Here is a 21,602-nt window from a genome sequence, read left to right on the forward strand (position 1 = left end):
ACCGGCGGGGCGAACCGTTGTACGAGGTCCGCGTGTCGTCGCCGCCCATCTTCCGTGAGAGCGTTAGGCTGCACACTTTCACTTCCGACGCCCCACCCACTAGAGTGGCGAGAAGCACCGTCCCCGGCGTGTCGACACACCCGTGCGCGGATTCGATCGTCGGGCGAAAGGGGCAGAGGCAGATGCCGCGAGAGCAGAACGTCACCGACGTGAAGTTCCTGACCGTGGCGGAGGTCGCCGACCTGGCGCGGGTGTCCCGGATGACGGTATATCGCCTCATCCACGCCGGTGACCTCCCCGCAGTCCAGTTCGGTCGCTCGTATCGGGTGCCCGAATCCGCCGTCACGGAGCAGTTGCGGTCCGCCGGGCTGCGGAAGGTCGACTCGGCCTGACCGGCTTGTGACCACCACCGGGCCGAGGGTCCGACGGGTAGGACGACTAGGACGACGGCCCGGAGCGGCGATGCGGGTACCCTTGGAAGGAACTGTCGGCGAGCCACGGCGTGCGAGAGCGCCCGGAGAGGCTGCCGCACCGTCACATACAGCGAATGAGTGGAGGACTCGTGGGTTCAGTCATCAAGAAGCGCCGGAAGCGGATGGCGAAGAAGAAGCACCGCAAGCTGCTGCGCAAGACTCGTCACCAGCGTCGCAACAAGAAGTAGGCGTCGAGCGCCGGCCCCGGATCCGGTGGGCCGGCGCTCGCTGTTTCAGTGTCGGCCCGGCCGCCGTCGTGGTCGAGGCCCCGACCCAGGAGCTCAGATGTCCACGTCGTCCGTTGCCGCGCCCCTCGTGGTCCTGCTCACACGTCCGGGCTGTCACCTGTGCGAGGCCGCACGGCAGGTCGTCGCGGACGTGACCGGTTCCATGGGACTGGACTGGACCGAGCGGTCCATCGACGGGAACGACGAACTGACCGCTCGCTTCGGCGAGGAGATCCCGGTCGTGCTGGTGGACGGGGTCCAGCGTGACTTCTGGCGGATCGACCCCGACCGGCTCCGACGGCTCCTCGCCCGGTGCTGATGCGGCTCAGCGTCCCCACGGTGTGACGGCCGGAGCCTTCCGGAACCACGGTCGGGCCGGGCGCAGCCACAGCAGAACGACGCCGGCGATTCCGACGACCGTGGCCAGACCGCCGAGGTTGAAGCCCAGGAAAACGAGCGAGAGTGCGGCGAGCACGGTGCCCAGGATCCGGGCCCAGTTCTTGCCCCGGCGCACGAAGACGACGACGAGGACATAAAGCACCAGGGCGATGAGGCCGCCCACCAGTAGCATCGCCCGGCCTGTGCCGGCGAGTTGTGCCACGCTGATGCCCTGCGTGTTCTGGCCGGTCTGCCGCAGGGCCTGTTCGATGTAGTTCTGTCCCTGCGGCGAGCCGATGAAGATGGCCTGCATGACGGTGTAGATCATGGCCAGCAGAGCTCCGAGCGCGATCAGCCACGAGCCGATGTTCACTTCGCGGGGCATCGTGGCAGGCCGGGACGAATCGGGTCCCCAGGCGTTCCGCCCGGGCCCGGACGAGAAGGGGGGCTGCCCGTACGCCGGGTACTGCTGACCGTAGGCCGGGTACTGGCCGCCCTGGTCCTGCTGACCGTAGGAGGGGTTCGGTCCGAAGTCGGAGTTCTGCCCGTACGCTGGGTACTGCTGACCGTAGGCGGGGTACTGACCGCCCTGGTCCTGCCGCCCGTAGGACGGGTTCGGTCCCAAGTCGGAGTTCTGCCCGTACGAGGACGACTGACCTTCACCGTACGCTTGCTGGCCGGACCACGACTGGTCGTGACCGGGGTACTGCTGACCGTTGCCGTCCTCCGGTCGGGGAGTGCCCGGCTCACCCGGGTTGGCGTTGCTCATCGAACCAGCTCCTGATCTCGGCCGTCGTTCCGGGCAGCCGGCCGTCTGGCGAGTGATCACCCGGATCGGGAAACGCAGCAGGGTTGCAGCACGTCACTGGGGACGTACCGCAACCCTACCGTGAAGTGCGTCCGTCGGAACGGTGACGCGAGGTCAGGCCGCCTGGGGGGCGGTGTACTCGACGTCGAGGTCGATGGTGACCTTGTCGCTCACCATCACCCCGCCGGCCTCGAGGGCGGCGTTCCAGGTGATACCGAAGGCCTTGCGGCTGATCGAGGTGGAAGCGGTGACGCCGGTGCGGGTTATCCCGAACGGGTCGGTGGCCACTCCGCTGAGCTCACCGGTCAGGGTGACCTCCTGGGTGGTGCCGCGGATGGTCAGCTCGCCGGTGATGGTGAGATCGTCCTGCGTGCCGGACACCGAAGTCGAGCGGAACGACATGGTCGGGAAGTTCTCCGCGTCGAAGAAGTCCGTGCCACGAACGTGCCCGTCGCGGTTCTCGTCCTTGGAGTTCACGCTCGCGACGTCGATGTCGGCGACGACGACGCTCTGCTCGAGGGTCTCGCCCACGGTCAGGGTCGAGGTGAAAGAGTCGAAGGTGCCGCGCACCTTGCTGATGCCGGCGTGCCGCACCGACCATGCGACATGGCTGTGCGACACGTCGGCGGTCCACACGCCCTGGGTGAGTCCGTTGATCTGCTCGATGGAGGTCGTCATGATCTGAATCCTTCCCGGCAGGACGGCCTGCCGTGTTCCGATGCTGGGGAAAATCAGTTGAAAGCTCAACTGTCCGCGTCAACGGGCGGTCCTCGGAATCTATTCCCATCCCGGGGTCTGCCAGACTGGGACGCATGCCCACGGTTCATCTGCTTCGCCACGGTGAGGTGCACAACCCCGCTCACGTGCTCTACGGCCGGCTCGACGGGTACGGACTCTCCGAGCTTGGCCGGCGGATGGCCACCACGGTCGCCGAATACTTCGGCCAGCGTGCCGCCGACGGCGCGGAGGTCGTCGTCCTGAAGGCGTCTCCCTTGCTGCGCGCGCAGCAGACCGCCGCGCCGCTGGGTGCAGCGCTCGGTCTGCCGATCGCCACGGAGGGGCGCATCATCGAGGCGGAGAACCACTTCGAAGGGTTGCGGATGACCCGCGCGGAGTTGCGCAAGCCGAAGCACTGGCCCTTTCTGGTCAACCCGCTGCGGCCAAGCTGGGGAGAGCCCTACCGGAGGCAGGTGGCGCGCGTGGTCGCGGCCGTACACACCGCCCGGGCCGAGGCCGAGGCGGCAGGCGGTGCCGGCGCCGAGGCCGTCATGGTCAGCCACCAGCTGCCGATCTGGGTCACCCGGCTCAGCGCGGAGCAACGGCCGCTCTGGCACGATCCGCGGTCCCGCGAATGCGCTCTCGCCTCGGTGACGAGCTTCCACTTCGAAGGTACGGAGCTGACCGGCGTCGATTACCAGGAACCCGCCGGTGCGCTGCTCTCAGGCGCCGATCAGCTTCCGGGAGCATAGTCCGCTGTGATGTTCTCGCTCAGCTCTCGGCGACATGCCCGCGCACGCGCGGTCGCCGCCGTCTCGCTCCTGCTGCTGGCCGCTCCCGTGCTCGCCGGCTGTACCGCCAGTGACAGCCTGGCCCAGCAGGCGCGAGCCGGGGACGGGAAGAACTACATCGCCGGGGACGGGTCCGTGCAGGAGTACACCGCTGGCAACCGCGGCAATCCTGTCTCGTTCAGTTCCAAGCTGTTCAACGGCGAGACGGTCGATGCCGCGAGCTTCAGGGGGAAAGTCACGGTGTTGAACTTCTGGTACGCCGGTTGCCCGCCGTGCCGGGCGGAGGCAAAGGACCTGGAGTCGCTGTACCAGCAGTTCAAGCCCACCGGCACCCAGTTCTACGGGGTCAACGTGCGGGACGACGCGCCCACCGCTGCCGCGTTCGAGCGGACCTTCGGCACCACCTATCCGTCCTTCGAGGACCGCAACGGTACTGTGCTGCTGGCGATGGCACAGTACGTGCCGCCGCAGTCCGTGCCGACCACTATCGTGCTGGACAAGCAGGGTCGGGTCAGTGCCCGCATCCTCGGTCGGTTGGACAAGGGCACGCTGAAGTCCTTGATCCAGTCCGCGCAACAGTCGTGACCGCCGCCGCTGTGGGGTCCGTGGGCATTGCCATGGCGGCCAACTCCTTCGCCGAGACGGCGTTGGGCGGGTCGATGCTGGTGGCCGTGCCGGTCGCGATGCTCGCGGGGCTCGTCTCCTTCGCGTCGCCCTGCGTGCTGCCGCTGGTTCCCGGTTATCTCGGCTACGTCACCGGCTTGACGGGTGCCGACCTGCAGGAGCGCCATCGCGGCCGGGTGCTGGCCGGTGTCGGCCTGTTCGTGCTCGGCTTCTCGATCGTCTTCATGCTGATCGGTGCCGTCTTCGGGCAGGCCGGCGCGTGGTTGAAGGGCGCTCCCTGGGTGTCCCAGGTGCTCGGCCTGGTCGTCATCGTGATGGGTGTCGTCTTCCTGGGCGGCCTGTCCCGGCTGCAGGGCGAGCGGCGGATCCACGCCCGCCCGCCCGCCGGACTGTGGGGCGCACCTGTGCTCGGGCTGACGTTCGCGCTCGGATGGGCGCCGTGCATCGGCCCGACCTTCGCGGCCGTCCAGGCCCTGTCCTTCTCCACCGGCGCCGGCGCAGTCCGCGGTGCCTGGTTGACGTTCTTCTACTGCCTGGGCCTCGGCGTCCCGTTCCTGGTCATCGCGCTGGCCCTGCGGCGCAGCGCGGACGCGCTCGCCGCGCTGCGCCGACACCGGCTGGCTCTCCAGCGGGCCGGCGGGGGCATGCTGATCGCTGTCGGCCTGTTGATGGTCTCAGGCGTGTGGAACGTCTGGGTGGCCGCGCTGCAGGCCTGGTTCTCCAGCTCGGTGAGGTTGCCGATTTGACACCGCAGAAGACCGATCCCGCCGCCGTCGACCCCGGCTCCGCTCCTGCCCCCGGCCCCACCGCGGCGGGGGGGAAGGGTCGGCGCCGTCGCCAGGACGGTCCCGCACTGCCGCGGCTCGGCTTCGTCGGTACGCTCCGCTGGGCGTGGCGGCAGCTGACCAGTATGCGGGTGGCCCTGCTGCTGCTGCTGCTGCTCGCGGTCGCCGCCGTGCCCGGTTCCCTGTTCCCGCAGCGGCCGTCGAACCCGGCCACCGTCACCCAGTTCCTGAAGAACAACCCCGCCATGGGTCCGTGGCTGGACCGGTTCCAGTTCTTCGACGTGTACGCGTCGGTGTGGTTCTCCTCGATCTACCTCCTGCTGTTCATCTCGCTCATCGGGTGCGTGGTGCCACGGATACTGGCGCACGTGAAGGCGCTGCGCCAGCCACCGCCGAAGACCCCCCGCCGGCTGTCCCGGTTGCCGCAGTACGGCACGCTCGTGGTTCCGGCCGCGGTGGAAGCCGACGTGGCTGACGTCGCACGGCGGGCCGGCGCTGTGCTCAAGCGTCGCGGTTACCGGGTGCGGCTGCAGGACCTGGACGGGGAGCGGCCGTCCGCCGCGGCGGAACGCGGCTACTTGCGGGAGACCGGCAACCTCTTGTTCCACACCGCCCTGATCGGTGTGCTCGTCTCCGTCGCCGTCGGCGGTCTGTTCGGCTATCGCGGTCAGCGGACCCTCGTCGAGGGGGACAGCTTCGTCAACACACTGATCGGTTACGACGCGTTCACCCCGGGCGCGAACTTCACCGCCAGCAACCTGGACCCGTTCTCCGTCCGGCTGGACAAGTTCAACGTCACGTTCGACCGCCAGTCCCGCAAGTACGGGCAGCCCATCGACTTCACCGCCAACCTGACCACCCGAGAGACGCCGACATCGGCGCCGAAGCGGCAGGATCTGAAGGTCAACGCCCCGATCACGCTGGGCAACAGCGGCATCTTCCTGGTCGGGAACGGGTACGCACCGGTGGTGACCGTCCGTGACGGCGAGGGCAAGGTGGCGTGGAGCGGCCCCGTGGTGAGCACCCCCACCGACGGGATGTTCACGTCGACGTTCGTGCTCAAGGTGCCCGACGCGAAGCCCGAACAACTGTCCTTCGTCGGCTTCTTCCTGCCCACGGCGGTGGCCGGCGAGGACAAGGTCGCCTTCTCTGCCGATCCCGACCCGTTGCTGCCCCAGCTGAACCTGAACTCGTACAAGGGCGACCTGGGACTCGACAACGGGGTACCGGCCTCTGTCTTCGCACTCGACACGTCGAAGCTCACCCAGCTCAACGGACGGACCAAGCCGGCCGGTGGCATCGTGCTGGACCGGAGTCGGCCCACCCAGCAACTGCCGGACGGCCTCGGGTCGATCACCTTCGACGGGGTCAAGCGGTTCATCGCGATCGACGTGCGGCACGACCCCGGCTCGATCGGGGCGCTGGTGTTCTCCAGTGCCGCCCTCCTCGGTCTGATCGGGTCCTTGTTCGTCCCACGACGGCGAGCGTGGGTGCGGGCCGGCCGGGCCGCGGACGGCCGGGTGATGGTCGAGTACGGACTGCTCGCCCGCGGTGAGGACCACCGGCTCGAGGGAGCGCGGAACGCTCTCGGCCGGGCGCTCGACGACGAGCTGGTGGCCGATCGGAGCGTGAACGGCAACAATGAGGTCGGCGGTAACGCCGGCGCCGACCGCGGAACAGGACTGTGATGGGAATCAACGAGACTCTCGGCCAGTACAGCGAGCTGCTGATGCTCTCCGCTGCGTTCGTCTACCTGGTGGCCTTCGTGGCCTTCGCCTGGGACATGGCGGTGAGCTCGAAGACGTTGCGCGCCGTCGACGCGCGCGCGGCCGCCGCTGCCGCCGCGAACCGACCCGAAGCGCGCGTTCCCGCCATGGTCGGCGGCGCGGCGGGGTCCGGCGAGCGACCTCTGAATCCGGCTCGTACCGGTCCCGACGGCCTGGTGCAGGCCGCGGCGGCGTCTCGCGAGGACGATCTGCGATACACCGCGGTACGGCGCCGGGCGGCTCGCATCGGTGTCGCTCTGACCACCGTGGCGTTCGTCATCCACGCCGCCGCCGTGGTCACCCGCGGCATCGCGGCGACCCGGGTGCCGTGGGGCAACATGTACGAATTCGCCACCACCGGTGCTTTGCTCGTCGCGGGCGTCTTCCTGGCAACGCTGATCCGGCGGGACCTGCGCTTCCTCGGGACCTTCGTCGTCGGCTTGGTGCTGATCATGCTGTGCGCGGCCACGATCTCGTTCCGCACTCCGGTGGCGCAGCTGATTCCTGCTCTGCAGAGCTACTGGCTGGTCATCCACGTCTCCGTGGCGGTCTTCTCCTCGGCGTTGTTCACGCTCTCCTTCAGCATGAGCGTCCTGCAACTCCTGCAGTCGCGCCGGGAGGCCGCGATCGCAGCCGGCCGGTCACCGCGTCTGTCCACGTTCCTCGGCCGGGTGCCGTCCGCGTTGACGCTGGAGAACGTCTCGTACCGGATCAACGCCGTCGGCTTCGTGTTCTGGACGTTCACCCTGATGGCGGGGGCGATCTGGGCCGAGAGCGCATGGGGCCGCTACTGGGGTTGGGACCCCAAGGAGGTGTGGACGTTCATCATCTGGGTGGTGTACGCCGGTTACCTGCATGCTCGGGCGACCCGGGGCTGGACGGGGACGCGTGCCGCTTGGCTGTCCATCGTCGGCTACTTGTGCGTGATCGTGAACTTCACAGTGGTCAATACCGTGATCAACGGGTTGCACTCCTACTCGGGCGTCTGAGGTGTCACGGCGTGTGAGACTCACCGGGTTCCGACCGCCCCGGTCAGGGGACTGTGCCAGGTTCGGACCGGTGCCCGGTTCCGGGCCATGATGCAAGTTCCGACTCGACCGGGCGGGCGAGCCTCCGCGGTGTGGCAGGGACCGGCCGTCAGGATCCCGTGTTCTCGTCGGTCCCCGCGCCGGCGGAACCCTGCGCGGGATTGCGGCCGTTCCGGTCCGGGTGCTGGTCCTGCCGGGACTCACCAGCAGCACGCTTCTGCTCGGCGGCCGCCTCGTCAGCCCGCTTCTGCTCGGCCGCTCTTTCCGTGGCGCGTCTGGCCGCGCGTTCGCGTCGTTGCCGCTCGGCGAGGTCCGAGAGGAACCGTGGATCGTCGTCGGGCGCCAGAGGTCGGACGGCCGGTGCCGCTTCGGGTATCGCCTGCGGTCGCCCGAACAGGAACCACAACACGACGCCGAACACCGGTACCACCAGGATGAGTACGAACCAGACGACCCTCGGGAGCGCCCTGATCTGTGCGCGGTCGGACCGCACGCAGTCGACGAGGGTGTAGATCGTCGCGACCGCCAGCACGGCGAACGGCAGGTAACGCATGTCCGGATTCTAGTCGGGGGATCTGGATGTCGGCTGGGCGGCCGCCGACGGCCGGTGGGGCGGGTCCTTCCGCGTCGACGACTAGACTGGGACGGTGGCCCTCTTGAAGTATTCCGCCGCCCGGCTCGGCCTCGTTGCCCTGATCTTCGCGCTCGGCCTGCTGCTCCGGCTCGGCATCGTCATGTCGCTGATCGTTGCTCTCGTCGCCTCGTTCTGCATCAGCTACCTCTTCTTCGGCCGGCTGCGGGCCGCGGCCGCAGCGCAGGTCGGTAACCGGATCACCGGCCGGACCGGTCGCCGGTCCACGAGCGAACGCGACGACGCGGCCGCCGAGGACGGTTACTGGGACGAACACGAGCAGGTCGCTCCGCGGGACGACGAGAATCCCGGGCCCGAGCGTGACCGGGACGCGGGATCGGTGCGGTCGTCGGGCGACGCGTCGGCGCGGGTCGCCAACCATCCGGCGGACCGGCGACCGCCCTCCTGACTTGTTCCGCGGTTTTCGGGCCGCGGTGGCCGCGCGGGTTCAGGACGGGAGGTCGAGCAGGATCCCGATCGTGAACAGGATGCTGTATCCGAGGTTGATGAGTCCCGTCTGGCGCAGCACGGGAATGAGTTGCGCCCGGTCTTTCGCGGTCAACACTCGCCGGCAGGCCGGCACGCACACCGGCGCCAGCAGCAGCACGAGCAGCAACCAGGGGTTCGCGGGTGTCACCACGAGCACGAGCAACAGGGCGACGGCGAGCATCCCGACGTAGCTCCCTCGGGCCGCCCGGTCACCGAGCCGGACCGCGAGCGTGTGCTTGCCCACCGCCCGGTCCGTGGGGATGTCCCGGATGTTGTTGGCCATCAACAACGCGGTGGCGATCAGGCCGGTGGCGACGGCGGCTACGACGGCCTCGGCGCTGACGGTCAGTGCCTGGGTGTAGGTGGTCCCGAGGGTCGCGACCAGGCCGAAGAACACGAAGACGAACACGTCGCCCAGGCCGCGGTAGCCGTAGGGGCGGGATCCGCCGGTGTAGTACCAGGCGGCCGCCACGGACGCCGCGCCCAGGGCCAGCAGCCACCAGGTTCCGCTGAGCACGACGAGCAGGAGGCCGGCGACCATCGCCACCGCGAAGCAGCCGAGAGCGGCCCGCTTGACCGCGGCCGGGGACGCCGCGCCGGAGCCGACCAGGCGCAGGGGGCCCACCCGCGCGTCGTCGGTGCCGCGGATGCCGTCCGAGTAGTCGTTCGCGTAGTTCACCCCGATCTGCAGCAGCAGCGCCACGACGAGGGCGAGCAGGGCGCGGAGCGGGTGGAACGCGCCCAGCCCCGCCGCCGCGGCGGAGCCGGCGATCACGGGGGCCATCGCCATCGGCAGGGTCCGCAACCGGGCCCCTTCCACCCACTGGGCCGTGCTCGCCACGCTCACGCCTCCTGTCCGGCCCACTGGGCCGCCATCTGGTTCAGGTCCTCGATCATCCGTTGCCGGTCGGGTTTGCCGGTGGGGAGCATGGGCAGGGCGTCGGTGCAGCGCACGAGCTTGGGTGCCAGCCGACCGCCCAGCCGAGCGCTCACGTGCGCGCGGACGGCGTCGGCCGTGGTGGACCCCGCGACCCAGGCGGCCACGCGTTGGCCCCAGAGCGGATCCGGCAGGCCGGTGACGAACGCGTCACGCACACCGGGCAACTCCTCGATGGTCTGCGCGAGCACCGTCGCAGAGACCTTGAGGCCACCGGTGTTGATGACGTCGTCGGCACGCCCGGTCACGGTCAGCAGTCCGTCCTCGAGGGTCCCGGTGTCGCTGGTGATGAACCAGCGGGTGCCCTCCCGCTCGGTGAACGCCGCAGCGGTTCCGCGCGGATCCCCGAGATAGCCGCCCGCGACCACCGGTCCGCCCAGGCGGACGATGCCGTCGTCGACCTCGGCCCGGACCCCGCTCAGGGGAACGCCGTCGTAGACGCAACCGCCGCAGGTCTCACTCATGCCGTAGGTGGTGATCACGCGAACACCGGCGCCTCGGGCCCGCGCCAGTAACCCGGGGTCGGCGCGGGCGCCGCCGAGCAGGACGGCGTCGAGGCCGGTCAGGACGGCGAGGTTGGCCGCCCGCTCCGCCGCGTCGACGGGCCGATCCGGTGTCCCGTCCAGGAGCAGGGCCAGTTGAGCCGGCACGAGGGAAGCGTAGCGCCGGTTTCCGTCCGGGTGCGCGGTGCCGAGCCGGGCTGCCGCCGCCCGGAAGCCGGACCCGTCGAACGGGACGGCGTCGTCCATCGCCACGGGGACGGTGCCGTCGAGGAGGGACCGGCTGAGCACCTGCAAGCCCGCCACGTAATGTCCGGGCAGGGCGAGCAGCCAGCGGCCGGGCCCGCCGAGACGGTCCCGGGTGGCGTCGGCCGACGCGCGCAGGGCCGTCACGGGCAGCAGCGTGTGCTTGGGGGTACCCGACGATCCGGAGGTGGAGACGACCGCCGCGGTCCCGTCGGGTACACCGGCTTGCTCGGCGAGCGCGGTCACGGTGGCGAGAACCTGCGGATCGGGGGACGCGACGATGGCCGAGCCGCCGTCCAACGCGGCCGCGAGCGGGCGGAGCAGGGCGAGCGGATCGCCACCGCGCGGGGTGAGCAGGGGGAGCAGGTCGACGGTCACGGTGCGGGACGCCGACTCAGAAGTAGTGCGGGAAGCGAGACCAGTCCGGGTCGCGCTTGTCCAGGAACGCGTCGCGGCCCTCGACGGCTTCGTCGGTCATGTACCCGAGCCGGGTCGCCTCCCCGGCGAAGACCTGCTGACCGAACATGCCGTCGTCGGGCAGGTTGAACGCGAACTTGAGCATCCGCAGGGCCTGCGGGGACTGCCGGGCGATGTCCGCGGCGTACGCCAGCGCCGTCCGCTCCAGATCCTGGTGGTCGACGGTCTCGTTCACGGCGCCCATCCGCACCATGTCTTCGGCGGAGTACTCGCGGGCCAGGAAGAAGATCTCGCGGGCGAACTTCTGGCCGACCTGCCGGGCCAGCAGCGCCGAGCCGTAGCCGGCGTCGTAGGAGCCGACCGTCGCGTCGGTCTGCTTGAACTTCCCGTGCTGACGGGACGCGATGGTCAGGTCGCAGACCACGTGCAGACTGTGTCCACCACCGGCTGCCCAACCGTTGACGACGGCGATGACGATCTTCGGCATGGTCCGGATCAGGCGCTGCACCTCAAGGATGTGCAGGCGGCCGGCCCGCGCCGGGTCCACCGTCTCGGATGTCTGCCCCTCGGCATACCGGTACCCGTCCCGGCCGCGGATCCGTTGGTCCCCGCCCGAGCAGAACGCGTGGCCGCCGTCCTTGGGGGAGGGGCCGTTGCCGGTCAGCAGCACGGTCCCGACATCGGGAGTCATCCGGGCGTGATCGAGGGCCCGGTACAACTCGTCCACCGTGTGCGGGCGGAAGGCGTTGCGGACCTCGGGCCGGTCGAAGGCGATCCGCACGGCCGGCAGGTCCATGACCACGGCGCCGTCGGCGTCGCGCTCGACCTGCCGGTGATAGGTGACGTCGGTGAAGCCGAAACCCTCGACGGGTCGCCACTGCTGCGGGTCGAAGACGTCGGAGATCGACGCGGGTACCTCGTCCCGCCGGTGGCCGGGCTGTGCTGGGTCGTTTTCGGCGGGCGTCGTCACCCGGCAATTGTAGTGGCGCGGCGTACGGTTCGATTCGTAGGCTGGTGCCCGGCAATCCGTTCGCGGGTGCCGTGGACGGAGAAGGGATCAGCCATGACGACGACGTCCCGGTCGAAGCTCGCGGTGGTCGGAGCCGGCGCGGTAGGAACCTCCCTCGCCTACGCCGCGCTGATCCGCGGATCCACCCGCGAGGTGGCCCTCTTCGACATCGCCACGGAGAAGGTGCAGGCCGAGGTGCTGGACCTCGCCCACGGCACCCAGTTCACCGGATCGTCGAGGATCACCGGTGGTGACGACCCCGCCGTCGTCGCGGGCGCCGACGTCGTCGTGATCACCGCCGGGGCGAAGCAGCAGCCCGGGCAGACCCGGCTCGACCTGGCCGGGGCGAACATCGCGATCCTGACGTCCGTCCTGCCGCGCCTGCTCGAGCAGGCGCCGGACGCGGTGTACGTGCTGGTGACCAACCCGTGCGACGTGCTCACGGTCGCCGCCCGCCGGATCAGCGGCCTGCCCGCGCATCGTGTGTTCTCCTCCGGCACCGTGCTGGACACCTCTCGACTGCGGTGGCTGATCTCGCAGAAGGCCGGCGTCTCGACGTCCAGCGTGCACGCCACCATCGTCGGTGAGCACGGGGACAGCGAGTTCCCCCTGTGGTCCAGTGCCACCATCGGCCTGGTGCCGATCCGGGACTGGACGGTCGACGGGCGGCAGCTGTTCACGTGGGAGTACCTCGAACAGCTCACGGACCAGGTGGTCAACGCGGCGTACACCGTGATCCGCGGCAAAGGGGCGACGAACTACGCCATCGGCCTCTCGGGCGCGCGGATCGTCGAAGCCGTCCTCCGCGACGAACACTCCGTGCTGCCGGTCTCCAGCGTGCTGGACGACTACGCGGGCATCACCGGCGTCGCCCTGTCGGTGCCGACGATCGTCGGCGGAAACGGCATCGAGCGGGTGCTGGAGGTGCCGATGAACGGCCGTGAGCTGGGCCTGCTGCGGGAGTCGGCGGGCACGCTACGGCAGACGCTGGCCAGTCTGGGGTTCTGAGGGTTTTCTGGCGAGCCACCCACCCATCGCCGAGTGTGCGGACGTTGCCTTCATCGGGACCGGATGCGTGCGTGATCCGGCCACTCGGCGGAGTACCGTGCACTGCACCGCAGCCCGTCACCGCAGCCGGAGCGCCTGCGCGCGAAGCGCGTCCTCGACCTTGACGACGGCGCGCGGAACCAGTCCTGAGCGGTGCGGGACGACGACGCGGAGGTCGTCGGCGCTGATCCGCACTTCGACCCAGCCGGCGGCCACTGTCAGGTCGGTGCGTTCGATGTCCAGCCGGTGCTGCAGCGGATCCGCATGGTGGGCGCCGTCGTACTGGACGCAGACCCGGTGTTGTCGGAATGCCAGGTCGGGGAAGACGCGCCGCCACTGCCCGGGGATGACGAGCACGACGTTCAGCTCGGGCTCGGGCAGACCGGCGCGAACGACGAGGAGCCGGAGTTGGGTCTCGGGCGCCGAGTCACTGCCGACCCGCACGAGGGCCAGGGCGGCCCGTGCCGCTCGCACCCCTCGGGCGTGCGAGCTGGCACAGCGCTCCTCCAGTCGTGTCGGCGTGCTCAAGGTGCGACGGGGCGCCGGGCGATCGTCGGGGTGTGCGCACACGATGGCGTCACCGAGGGCCACGAGTTCATCCTCTGTGAGGACCGGTGCGAGATCGAGGTAGGTTCGCTCGACGCTCGTCACGGTCCACCGGCCGCGCCTGCGCACGTCCTCGGGCAGGAGCGCGGTGCGATGAGCGGTCACACCACGACGCCGGACATGCGCGGCAACGCTGTCGTGAGTCGGAAGACTCAGGTGGACGACCGGGTCCTCGGTCAGCCGACGGGGGAGGGGCAGTTGCCACCACAGGGCGGCGGTCTGGTGGCTCACGACGGCGTCGCTGTGCAGGACCAGCAGGCCCCGCGCTACAGCAAGCGGGTCCGGTTCCGCCGCCGATGACAGCCGTAGTGAGCGCGACGGTGCGACCAGATCGCGGCCGCGCAGTCTTGCGGCGGTGACGCCCAGATCGAGGGCCTGATCAACGGTGAAGCACGCGTCACGGAGTGAGAGCGGGAGGGGGAGAGCTGGTCTCATGGCGCCAGCATGAACCTGAGGGCGTCGGGCTGCGCCGAGTTATCCACAGGCGGCCCGGGGTGTGGGTCCGCTGCCTCTCCGCCGAGTGTGCGGACGGTGTCGTCATTGGGACCGGATGAGTGCCTCATCCGGCCACTCGGCGGAGAAACTGGCTCGCGCCTCCGGAAGCCCGTCGCGCGCCGACACACGTTGACCCGTCCCGCACCCCGTGACATTCTTGAACGATCGGTCGGTATTTCGTCGGCGGACACCCCTGTGCCCGTGATCGGCGCGGGACCCGGCCGCCCCCGCAACTGGACGAAGGAGTTCCCGATGCCCGAAGCGTTTCTCGTCGGCGGTGCGCGCACCCCGGTCGGCCGGTACGGCGGCGCTCTGTCGTCCGTCCGCCCGGACGACCTCGCCGCGCTCGTCGTCAAGGAGGCAGTGCAGCGGGCGGGAGTGCCGTCACACGTCGTCGAGGAAGTGATCCTCGGCAACGCCAACGGCGCCGGTGAGGAGAACCGCAACGTCGCACGGATGGCCTGGCTGCTGGCCGGCTTCGAGGACAGCGTCCCCGGCATCACCGTCAACCGCCTCTGCGCGTCGGGCATGAGTGCCATCATCATGGCCAGCCACATGATCAAGGCCGGCGCCGCGGACGTCGTCGTCGCCGGCGGCGTCGAGTCGATGTCCCGCGCCCCGTGGGTGATGGCCAAGCCGACGACGGCGTTCGCCAAGCCGGGGGACACCTTCGACACCTCCATCGGCTGGCGGTTCGTCAACCCCCTCTTCCAGGCGCAGGAGAAGACGACCTACTCGATGCCGGAGACGGCCGAGGAGGTCGCCCGCGTCGACACCATCAGCCGCGAGGACGCCGACGCGTTCGCCGCCGGCTCCCAGGAGAAGGCCATCGCCGCCATCGCGGCCGGGCGGTTCGCCGACGAGATCGTTCCCGTCACGGTGCAGACGCGCAAGGGCGAGACCGTCGTCGACACCGACGAGGGTCCCCGGGCGGGTACCACCACGGAGGTGCTGGCGAAGCTCAGGCCCGTGGTGAAGGGCGGCAGCGTCGTCACCGCCGGCAACTCCAGCTCCCTGAACGACGGCGCGTCCGCCATCGTCGTCGCCTCTGAGGCCGCGATCGAGCAATACGGACTGACGGCCCGCGCCCGGATCGTCGACGGCGCCTCCGCCGGCGTGCCCGCCCCCGTCATGGGGATCGGCCCCGTCCCCGCCACGCAGAAGGTGCTCGGCCGCACCGGCTGGTCCCTCGACGACCTCGGCGCCGTCGAACTCAACGAGGCGTTCGCCACCCAGTCCCTCGCCTGCATCCGCCGACTCGGCCTGGATCCGTCGATCGTCAACAACGACGGCGGAGCCATCGCGCTCGGCCATCCGCTCGGTTCGTCCGGTTCCCGGATCGCGATCACCCTGCTGGGTCGGATGGAACGTGAGCGTGCGGAGAAGGGCCTGGCCACCATGTGCGTGGGCGTCGGCCAGGGCACCGCCCTGCTGCTGGAGCGGGTGTGACGATGGCCGACTACACGACGCTGATCCTGGACGAGCGCGAGGACCGGGTCCACGTCGCCCTGAACCGGCCCGAGGTCCGCAACGCCATCGACGCGACCATGGTCGCCGAACTGCACGACGTCTGCTACCGGCTGGAGCGTGAACCGCGCATCCTCATCCTCTCCGGCACGCCGGCTACCGAGACGGCGAAGGGCGTCTTCGCCTCCGGTGCGGACATCGCGCAACTGCGGGAACGCCGCCGTGAAGAGGCGCTCGCCGGCATCAACGCGAGCATCTTCATCCGCGTCGCGCAGCTGCCGCTGCCCGTGATCGCGGCGCTGGACGGGTACGCCCTGGGAGGTGGCGCCGAACTCGCCTTCGCCGCCGACTTCCGGATCGGCACGCCCAGCGTGAAGATCGGCAACCCCGAGACGAACCTCGGCATCACCGCTGGCGCCGGCGCCACCTGGCGGCTCAAGGAACTGATCGGCGAGCCGCTGGCCAAGGAGATCCTGCTGGCCGGGCGAGTGCTCGACGCCGACGAAGCCCTCGCCGCACACCTGATCACCGAGGTGCACGAGTCCGCGGACCTGCTCGCCGCCGCACACGCGCTGGCCGACCGGATCGCCGCCCAGGACCCGCTCGCCGTCCGGCTGACCAAGACCGTCTTCCACGCCCCCCGCGAGGCGCACCCCGTGATCGACACCCTCGCCCAGGGCATCCTGTTCGAATCCGACGCCAAGTTCACCCGGATGGACGCCTTCCTGACCGGACGGGCCTCCCGGACCACGAAGGGAACCGCGACATGAGCACCACCAGCGTCCCCCGCGGCATCCCCACCCGCGTGGGCGTCCTCGGCGGTGGTCGGATGGGTGCCGGTGTCGCCCACGCGTTCATCCTGGCCGGGGCCGACGTCGTCGTCGTCGAACGGGACCAGGCTGCCGCGACGGCGGCCCGGGACCGGGTCGAGTCCTCGCTGGCGGCGTCCGTGGAGCGGGGCAGCACGCACGACGACCTCCCGACCCTGACCGGCCGATTGACCGTGTCCACCGACTACGACGACTTCACCGGCCGCGGGCTGGTGGTCGAGGCGGTCCCGGAGGACGTCGACCTGAAGGTGGCGGCACTGACTCAGGTCGAGCAGCGGCTGGCCGCCAACGCCTGGCTGGCGACCAACACGTCGTCCCTGTCGGTGGACCGGTTGGCGACCTCCCTGCGCCACCCCGAGCGGTTCTGCGGGTTGCACTTCTTCAATCCGGTGCCCGCGTCCGGCCTGGTCGAGGTCGTGATCGGGGAGCGGACCGCCGACGAACTGCGTGACCTCGCCCCGTCCTGGGTCCGGGACCTGGACAAGACCCCCGTGGTCGTCCGGGACGCTCCCGGGTTCGCGTCCTCCCGGCTGGGCGTGGCCATCGGCCTGGAAGCGATCCGGATGCTCGAGGAGGGTGTCGCCTCGGCCGAGGACATCGACGCGGCGATGGTGCTCGGCTACAAGTACCCGGTCGGGCCGCTGAAGCTCACCGACATCGTCGGTCTGGATGTCCGGCTCGGCATCGCCGAGTACCTGGCCTCCACGCTCGGCGACCGGTTCGCCCCGCCGGCGCTGCTGCGCGAGAAGGTCGCCCGCGGAGAGCTCGGCAAGAAATCGGGTCGCGGCTTCTACGACTGGTGACCGGTCGCCGACCGCGGTCACCCCGACGATGACGCACAGCGGCCCCGGCTGAGGATCAGCAGCCGGGGCCGTCGTCGTGGCAGTGACCGGGGCGGCTCAGCCCGGGGCCTGGGTGTAGTCCGCGGGGTCGGTCTTGCCGGAGCCCCGCTCGCCGTACGCCTCCTGCTCCAGTTCCTCGGTCCGCTCCTCGCTCGGCTCGGCGGACTCCGTGTGCCCACCGGTGCGCCCGGCATCGGCGCCCGGCGCGCCGGCGTCCTCGTCGTGGTGCCCGTGCAGCGGGGGCTCCGGCACATGCTTGGGGCTGCCGTCGGAGTAGTTCTCGGCGTCCCCGTACCCGTGTTCTTGCGCGTACTCGCCGCCGAGGTTGCGGCTCAGCCCGTCTGCGGACAGGCGCGCTTCGCTCTCCCGCGTCATGGCGCTCACTCCCTCCGGTCGTGGCCGGCACCGTTGGCCGGCTCTGATCGGCAGCCTAGTCACTGGTCCGGGCGCCGTCGACGTGGATCCCGTCCGGGCCCGCGCACTGGCGGGACCCTCGGGCAAGGGCGCATGCTGACGGAGGGAACACCACGGACGTGAGCACGAAGGAGAACACGATGAAGACGGTGCCATGGGGCAGTCAGGGCCTGCGGGCCAGCAACGAAGGACTCGGCGCGATGGGCATGAGCGCCTTCTACGGGCCCCGTGACGACGACGAGTCCGCGGCGACGCTCAACCTCGCCCTCGACCTCGGGGTCAGCCTGATCGACACGGCCGAGCTGTACGGCCCGTTCCTGAACGAGCAACTGATCGCGACGGCGATCGGGCACCGCGCCGACGAGTACGCGCTGGCCACCAAGTTCGGCGTCGAGGTCGGCGAGGACGGCAGCCGCGGCCCGGTCAACGGCAGCCCGGAGTACGCCCGGAAGGCCCTGGAGCGATCCCTGACGAACCTGCAGCGCGACCACGTGGACCTCTACTACGTGCACCGGATCGACCCGGACCGGCCGATCGAGGAGACCATCGGCGCGTTGGCCGAGTTCGTCACCGAGGGCAAGGTCCGCTACCTCGGCATCAGTGAAGCCTCGCCGGAGACGATCCGCCGGGCGCACGCCGCGCACCCGATCTCCGCCGTGCAGACCGAGTACTCGCTGTTCCAGCGGGAACCGGAGACCAACGGGGTGCTGGCCACCACGCGGGAGCTCGGCATCGCGTTCGTCGCCTACTCGCCATTGGGCCGCGGCATGCTGACCGGCGCGATCACCAGCCCCGAGCGGCTGGCCGACGACGACTTCCGCAGGAACGCGCCACGCTTCAGCGGTGAGAACCTGGACGCGAACCTCGCCGTCGTCCGCCGGGTCACCGAGCTCGCGCAGGCCCGCGACGTCACGCCGGGCCAGCTGGCGTTGGCGTGGGTGCTGGCCCAGGAGTCGGTGGTCGCTATCCCCGGCACCAAGCGGCGCACCTACCTGCGGGAGAACGTCGCGGCGGCCGACCTGGACCTGACCGGCGACGAGCTGGCCGCGCTCGACGAGGTCGCCCCGGTCGGCGTCGCCTCCGGCGAGCGGTATGACGAGAACGGGATGCGCTCGGTCGACCACTGAGTGCTCGTGAGGACCCGCGGCGGCGTGCCATGATCACCGCATGGCCGAACGACTGATGCTGCTGGACACCGCCGCCATGTACTTCCGCGCCTTCCACGGGCTGCCGGACTCCCTCAAGGCGGCCGACGGCACCAGCGTCAACGCCGTGCGCGGCCTGCTCGACGCCGTCGCCCGGCTGATCGGCGAGTACCGGCCCACGGACCTCGTCGCATGCTGGGACGAGAACTGGCGGCCGCACTGGCGCACCGCCCTGATTCCGGGATACAAGGCGCACCGCGTCCGGACGGCGGTGCCCGGCGGCACCGACGTCGAGGATACCCCGGAATCGCTGGAACCGCAGGTGCCGCTGATCCGGCGTACCCTCGGCGCCCTCGGCATCGCCGTGGTCGGGGCCGCGGACCACGAAGCCGACGACGTCATCGGTACCCTCGCGACGCGAGCGGACAGGCCCGTCGACGTCGTGACCTCCGACCGCGACCTGTTCCAGCTGGTCGACGACGCCGCCGGGGTCCGGGTGATCAACACGGCCCGCGGAATGAACCGGATCGAGGTGGTCACCGAGGCGGTGATCCGGCAGAAGTACGGCATTGCGGCCGCCCAGTACGCGGACTTCGCGACGCTGCGCGGCGATACCTCGGACGGACTGCCCGGCGTCGCCGGCGTCGGTGAGAAGACCGCCGCCGGGCTGATCGCCGACCACGGCGACCTCGACGGCGTGATCGCCGCCGCCGCGGACGCCGGCAGCGGCATGTCCCGCGGCGCCCGCGCGAAGATCATCGCCGCCACGGACTACCTGGCCGCGGCCGCCCCGGTCGTGCGGGTGGTCCGGGACCTGGATCTGGGCGATGTCGACACGCAGTTGCGCCCGATCACGGGAAAGTACCGGGAACGGGTCGAGGCGCTCGGCGAGCAGTGGAACCTCGGCGGTTCGGTGGGCCGGGTCGTCAAGGCGCTCGACCCCCGCTGACGGCTCGCTCGCTGGTCAGCTGCTCAGACGGCGTCGGCCGGCGGACGAGCACCACGGACCCGGGCGGCGTACACCGCCACGAGCACGGTGGCGAGCACCAGCAGAGCGAACGAGCCGATGAGCGCGGCGGTCAGACCGAGCAGGGCCAGCAGGGCGCTGACGGCGATGACACCGACGTTGTTCGCGGTGCGCAGCAGGGCGAAGAGTTCGGCCCGCCGGTGCGGGGGCGCGAGCCGGTCGACGACGAGTGAATAGAACGTGCCCAGGGCCGGCAGCAGGAAGCCGATGACGGCGGCCCCGGCCAGGGCCGTGACGAGCTGCCTGCCGGCGAGGACCAGGCCGGACGCCGCCGTCGTGAGTCCGAGGAAGACGGTGACCGTCCCCAGCCCGGGGACGCGGTTCCGAACGCTGACCCAGATCCCGCCGCTCACCGAGCCCGCACACAGCACCAGGGCGAAGAGGAACGCCCAGCCGGGCCCGAGCCCGAAGGACAGGGCGAAGGACACGGCACCGACCTCGATCGCCGCGACCGCGGCACCGCTGGCGCCGGCGCACAGCAGCCAGAGAGCGGCGGGGCGCCCGATCGGTTGGCGGGCGCGTCGCGGTCCTCGCGGCGGCCCTGCGGGACCGGGAGGGCCGGCCGTCGGCACGCTCGGCAACAGCAGCAGGGGGGCGACGCCGAGCGCGGTGACCGCGGCCAGTGCCCACGTCGGGGAGATCGCGCCGAGCAGGGCGGCGAGCGCCGGCGCCACGGCGAAGGTGACCTCGTTCAGGGTCGCCGCCACCCCGAGCGCCCGGGGCAGCCCGGCCGGTTCGACCAGGTGGTTGAGCAACAGCCGCTGGTAGCCGTACGCCGCCCCGTTGACCACGCCCGCGGCGACGACCGGCGCGAAGAGCCAGGGGAAGGGCACGCTCAGCCCGGCGAGCACCGTCAGGACGGCGAGCGCGATCGTCCGCAGGGCGATGAGCCCGCGCAGGTAGCGGACGCTGTTGAAACTCACACCGAGTCGACTCACGGGAACCGCGCCGAGTACCTGAGCGGTCGTCATCGCGAACACCAGGGCCGCTCCGGATCTGGCTGACCCGGTGACCGCCAGGGCCACCAGCGCGAAGGCGATCGGCGCGGCCGCCTGGGGCACGCCGAACGTCCCGTAGCCCACCTGCCAGCGAAGCACGTCCCACCGGTGGCGCGACGTGTCGACCCGGTCCGGGGCGAGCGTCGGCGTCCTGGTCATGGTGCCCCCTCCCGTCGTCCTCGTCCTGCGCCATCGATGGTGGGTCCTGACGCACGCGTCACCGTGCTGGACCTCTCTGAGCACTATACTGCTCAGACAGGTGGTGTTGAGGCAGTGGGGAGCAGACCGCCGGCCATCCTGTGGCCGATCATTCCGTGAGGAGCGCATGAGCGATCAGATCCGGTCGGACGTGGCCCGTCTGCTCGGTGCCCGGATCCGCGCGCTGCGGACGGGTCTCGAGTTGAGCGTCGTGAAGCTGGCCGAACGCAGCGGCGTCAGCCGTCGGATGCTCACCCAGGTCGAGTTGGGCCAGGCGAACCCGAGCGTGTCCACCGTGGACAAGATCGCCGGAGCACTCGGCACCAGCTTCGCCGCCTTGGTCGGCGTCCAGGACCGGCCGGCGCCCGACGGCGTCGAGATCTGGTCCACCGAGGAAGGGAGCTGGGCCTATCTCGTCAACGCCGTCGAGACGCCCGAGGCGACCATCGAGCTGTGGACGTGGCACCTGGTCCGGGGCGACCGCTACCGCACCGGATCGGCGCCCGGCGCCCCCGCGTCCATGGTGCACGTGACCGCCGGTGAGGTGCGGGTGCTGGCGGGCGGGGCGGAGACGCGGATCGGGGAGAGGCGGTCGGCGCGGATCGACGCCGACGAGGAGCGCTCCTTCGATGCCGTCACCCCGGTCGCCGACTTCGTCTGGGTGGTGACGATCCCGCGCGACGCCGGACCGGCGTGATGCACTCGAA

At 70.5% G+C, this 21,602-nt stretch carries 26 protein-coding genes; 17 read left to right on the forward strand and 9 right to left on the reverse strand.

Annotation, left to right across the window (positions count from 1 at the left end; genetic code table 11):
* The first annotated feature begins 182 nt into the window (after nucleotides 1-182).
* The 3 genes from BKD30_RS04355 (at nucleotide 183) to BKD30_RS04365 (ending at nucleotide 1,019) form a co-directional block, all read left to right on the forward strand.
* Nucleotides 183-392, forward strand: a complete 210-nt coding sequence (locus BKD30_RS04355; protein WP_076702568.1) for a helix-turn-helix domain-containing protein — start codon at nucleotides 183-185, stop codon at nucleotides 390-392.
* A gap of 170 nt (nucleotides 393-562) precedes the next feature.
* On the forward strand, nucleotides 563-661 hold the full coding sequence (locus BKD30_RS04360) for a 30S ribosomal protein bS22 (RefSeq protein WP_003792170.1): 99 nt from the start codon (nucleotides 563-565) through the stop codon (nucleotides 659-661).
* A 97-nt stretch (nucleotides 662-758) separates the two neighbouring features.
* Nucleotides 759-1,019 carry a glutaredoxin family protein gene (locus tag BKD30_RS04365; protein WP_076702571.1) on the forward strand — a complete coding sequence of 87 codons (261 nt, stop codon included), beginning with the start codon at nucleotides 759-761 and terminating at the stop codon, nucleotides 1,017-1,019.
* A 6-nt stretch (nucleotides 1,020-1,025) separates the two neighbouring features.
* Here the strand turns inward: BKD30_RS04365 and BKD30_RS04370 are convergent, their stop codons facing one another.
* Together BKD30_RS04370 and BKD30_RS04375 are read right to left on the reverse strand one after the other, a co-directional pair.
* Nucleotides 1,026-1,847 carry a hypothetical protein gene (locus BKD30_RS04370; RefSeq protein WP_076702574.1) on the reverse strand — a complete coding sequence of 274 codons (822 nt, stop codon included), beginning with the start codon at nucleotides 1,845-1,847 and terminating at the stop codon, nucleotides 1,026-1,028.
* Nucleotides 1,848-2,000: 153 nt separating this feature from the next.
* Nucleotides 2,001-2,564: a YceI family protein gene (locus BKD30_RS04375; protein ID WP_076702578.1), complete on the reverse strand. Its 564-nt coding sequence runs from the start codon at nucleotides 2,562-2,564 to the stop codon at nucleotides 2,001-2,003.
* Nucleotides 2,565-2,698: 134 nt separating this feature from the next.
* On the opposite strand from BKD30_RS04375, the gene BKD30_RS04380 reads away from it, so the two are divergent.
* Genes BKD30_RS04380 through ccsB form a run of 5 tightly spaced genes read left to right on the forward strand, consistent with a single transcriptional unit; the run spans nucleotide 2,699 to nucleotide 7,558 of the window.
* Nucleotides 2,699-3,355 (forward strand): histidine phosphatase family protein, encoded by a 657-nt coding sequence (locus BKD30_RS04380; RefSeq protein WP_076702581.1) that lies wholly within the window; start codon nucleotides 2,699-2,701, stop codon nucleotides 3,353-3,355.
* 9 nt (nucleotides 3,356-3,364) lie between these two features.
* A complete protein-coding gene (locus BKD30_RS04385; protein WP_076702585.1) occupies nucleotides 3,365-3,979 on the forward strand; it encodes a TlpA family protein disulfide reductase in 615 nt (204 codons plus the stop codon).
* A 32-nt stretch (nucleotides 3,980-4,011) separates the two neighbouring features.
* Complete coding sequence (locus BKD30_RS04390) at nucleotides 4,012-4,764, forward strand: cytochrome c biogenesis CcdA family protein (protein ID WP_076702631.1); 753 nt, start codon at nucleotides 4,012-4,014, stop codon at nucleotides 4,762-4,764.
* Nucleotides 4,761-6,491 (forward strand): cytochrome c biogenesis protein ResB, encoded by a 1,731-nt coding sequence (resB, locus tag BKD30_RS04395; RefSeq protein ID WP_408033356.1) that lies wholly within the window; start codon nucleotides 4,761-4,763, stop codon nucleotides 6,489-6,491. The genes BKD30_RS04390 and resB overlap by 4 nt, the downstream gene beginning before the upstream one ends.
* Nucleotides 6,491-7,558 carry a c-type cytochrome biogenesis protein CcsB gene (gene ccsB / locus BKD30_RS04400; protein WP_076702588.1) on the forward strand — a complete coding sequence of 356 codons (1,068 nt, stop codon included), beginning with the start codon at nucleotides 6,491-6,493 and terminating at the stop codon, nucleotides 7,556-7,558. The genes resB and ccsB overlap by 1 nt, the downstream gene beginning before the upstream one ends.
* Before the next feature lie 148 nt (nucleotides 7,559-7,706).
* Here the strand turns inward: ccsB and BKD30_RS04405 are convergent, their stop codons facing one another.
* On the reverse strand, nucleotides 7,707-8,150 hold the full coding sequence (locus BKD30_RS04405; protein WP_076702591.1) for a PLD nuclease N-terminal domain-containing protein: 444 nt from the start codon (nucleotides 8,148-8,150) through the stop codon (nucleotides 7,707-7,709).
* Nucleotides 8,151-8,244: 94 nt separating this feature from the next.
* Here BKD30_RS04405 and BKD30_RS04410 point away from each other — a divergent pair, with 94 nt between their 5' ends.
* Complete coding sequence (locus BKD30_RS04410; RefSeq protein ID WP_076702594.1) at nucleotides 8,245-8,637, forward strand: DUF4229 domain-containing protein; 393 nt, start codon at nucleotides 8,245-8,247, stop codon at nucleotides 8,635-8,637.
* Nucleotides 8,638-8,676: 39 nt separating this feature from the next.
* Here the strand turns inward: BKD30_RS04410 and BKD30_RS04415 are convergent, their stop codons facing one another.
* From BKD30_RS04415 to BKD30_RS04425, 3 genes are read right to left on the reverse strand one after another with little or no spacing between them, the layout of a single operon-like run.
* Nucleotides 8,677-9,558 carry a 1,4-dihydroxy-2-naphthoate polyprenyltransferase gene (locus tag BKD30_RS04415; protein WP_076702598.1) on the reverse strand — a complete coding sequence of 294 codons (882 nt, stop codon included), beginning with the start codon at nucleotides 9,556-9,558 and terminating at the stop codon, nucleotides 8,677-8,679.
* A 2-nt stretch (nucleotides 9,559-9,560) separates the two neighbouring features.
* Nucleotides 9,561-10,778 (reverse strand): AMP-binding protein, encoded by a 1,218-nt coding sequence (locus tag BKD30_RS04420; RefSeq protein ID WP_143588061.1) that lies wholly within the window; start codon nucleotides 10,776-10,778, stop codon nucleotides 9,561-9,563.
* 16 nt (nucleotides 10,779-10,794) lie between these two features.
* Nucleotides 10,795-11,787, reverse strand: a complete 993-nt coding sequence (locus tag BKD30_RS04425; protein WP_076702601.1) for a 1,4-dihydroxy-2-naphthoyl-CoA synthase — start codon at nucleotides 11,785-11,787, stop codon at nucleotides 10,795-10,797.
* Between the two features lie 93 nt (nucleotides 11,788-11,880).
* On the opposite strand from BKD30_RS04425, the gene BKD30_RS04430 reads away from it, so the two are divergent.
* The gene (locus BKD30_RS04430; protein WP_076702603.1) at nucleotides 11,881-12,834 is read left to right on the forward strand and encodes an L-lactate dehydrogenase; all 954 of its coding nucleotides are present in this window, start codon (nucleotides 11,881-11,883) and stop codon (nucleotides 12,832-12,834) included.
* 117 nt (nucleotides 12,835-12,951) lie between these two features.
* Here BKD30_RS04430 and BKD30_RS04435 read toward each other — a convergent pair whose 3' ends face one another.
* Entirely contained in the window at nucleotides 12,952-13,464 is a 513-nt protein-coding gene (locus tag BKD30_RS04435) for a hypothetical protein (RefSeq protein ID WP_143588062.1), read from the reverse strand.
* Between the two features lie 108 nt (nucleotides 13,465-13,572).
* On the opposite strand from BKD30_RS04435, the gene BKD30_RS15545 reads away from it, so the two are divergent.
* The 4 genes from BKD30_RS15545 to BKD30_RS04450 all read left to right on the forward strand — a co-directional run bounded on the left by BKD30_RS15545 (nucleotide 13,573) and on the right by BKD30_RS04450 (nucleotide 17,074).
* The gene (locus BKD30_RS15545; protein WP_083956009.1) at nucleotides 13,573-13,779 is read left to right on the forward strand and encodes a hypothetical protein; all 207 of its coding nucleotides are present in this window, start codon (nucleotides 13,573-13,575) and stop codon (nucleotides 13,777-13,779) included.
* A gap of 447 nt (nucleotides 13,780-14,226) precedes the next feature.
* A complete protein-coding gene (locus tag BKD30_RS04440; RefSeq protein WP_076702637.1) occupies nucleotides 14,227-15,423 on the forward strand; it encodes a thiolase family protein in 1,197 nt (398 codons plus the stop codon).
* Between the two features lie 2 nt (nucleotides 15,424-15,425).
* Nucleotides 15,426-16,211 (forward strand): enoyl-CoA hydratase/isomerase family protein, encoded by a 786-nt coding sequence (locus BKD30_RS04445; RefSeq protein WP_076702607.1) that lies wholly within the window; start codon nucleotides 15,426-15,428, stop codon nucleotides 16,209-16,211.
* On the forward strand, nucleotides 16,208-17,074 hold the full coding sequence (locus BKD30_RS04450) for a 3-hydroxyacyl-CoA dehydrogenase family protein (RefSeq protein WP_076702608.1): 867 nt from the start codon (nucleotides 16,208-16,210) through the stop codon (nucleotides 17,072-17,074). The genes BKD30_RS04445 and BKD30_RS04450 overlap by 4 nt, the downstream gene beginning before the upstream one ends.
* A gap of 96 nt (nucleotides 17,075-17,170) precedes the next feature.
* Here the strand turns inward: BKD30_RS04450 and BKD30_RS04455 are convergent, their stop codons facing one another.
* Nucleotides 17,171-17,488, reverse strand: a complete 318-nt coding sequence (locus tag BKD30_RS04455) for a hypothetical protein (RefSeq protein ID WP_076702610.1) — start codon at nucleotides 17,486-17,488, stop codon at nucleotides 17,171-17,173.
* A 179-nt stretch (nucleotides 17,489-17,667) separates the two neighbouring features.
* Between BKD30_RS04455 and BKD30_RS04460 the strand changes: the two genes are divergently transcribed.
* The gene (locus tag BKD30_RS04460; protein ID WP_076702638.1) at nucleotides 17,668-18,654 is read left to right on the forward strand and encodes an aldo/keto reductase; all 987 of its coding nucleotides are present in this window, start codon (nucleotides 17,668-17,670) and stop codon (nucleotides 18,652-18,654) included.
* A gap of 40 nt (nucleotides 18,655-18,694) precedes the next feature.
* Nucleotides 18,695-19,621 (forward strand): 5'-3' exonuclease, encoded by a 927-nt coding sequence (locus BKD30_RS04465; RefSeq protein ID WP_173893022.1) that lies wholly within the window; start codon nucleotides 18,695-18,697, stop codon nucleotides 19,619-19,621.
* 23 nt (nucleotides 19,622-19,644) lie between these two features.
* Here the strand turns inward: BKD30_RS04465 and BKD30_RS04470 are convergent, their stop codons facing one another.
* The gene (locus BKD30_RS04470; protein ID WP_076702612.1) at nucleotides 19,645-20,856 is read right to left on the reverse strand and encodes an MFS transporter; all 1,212 of its coding nucleotides are present in this window, start codon (nucleotides 20,854-20,856) and stop codon (nucleotides 19,645-19,647) included.
* Nucleotides 20,857-21,022: 166 nt separating this feature from the next.
* On the opposite strand from BKD30_RS04470, the gene BKD30_RS04475 reads away from it, so the two are divergent.
* The gene (locus BKD30_RS04475) at nucleotides 21,023-21,592 is read left to right on the forward strand and encodes a helix-turn-helix domain-containing protein (RefSeq protein ID WP_076702614.1); all 570 of its coding nucleotides are present in this window, start codon (nucleotides 21,023-21,025) and stop codon (nucleotides 21,590-21,592) included.
* Nucleotides 21,593-21,602 lie beyond the last annotated feature (10 nt).

This window comes from Tersicoccus phoenicis, assembly GCF_001968835.1.
GTDB classification, from domain to species: Bacteria; Actinomycetota; Actinomycetes; order Actinomycetales; family Micrococcaceae; genus Tersicoccus; species Tersicoccus phoenicis.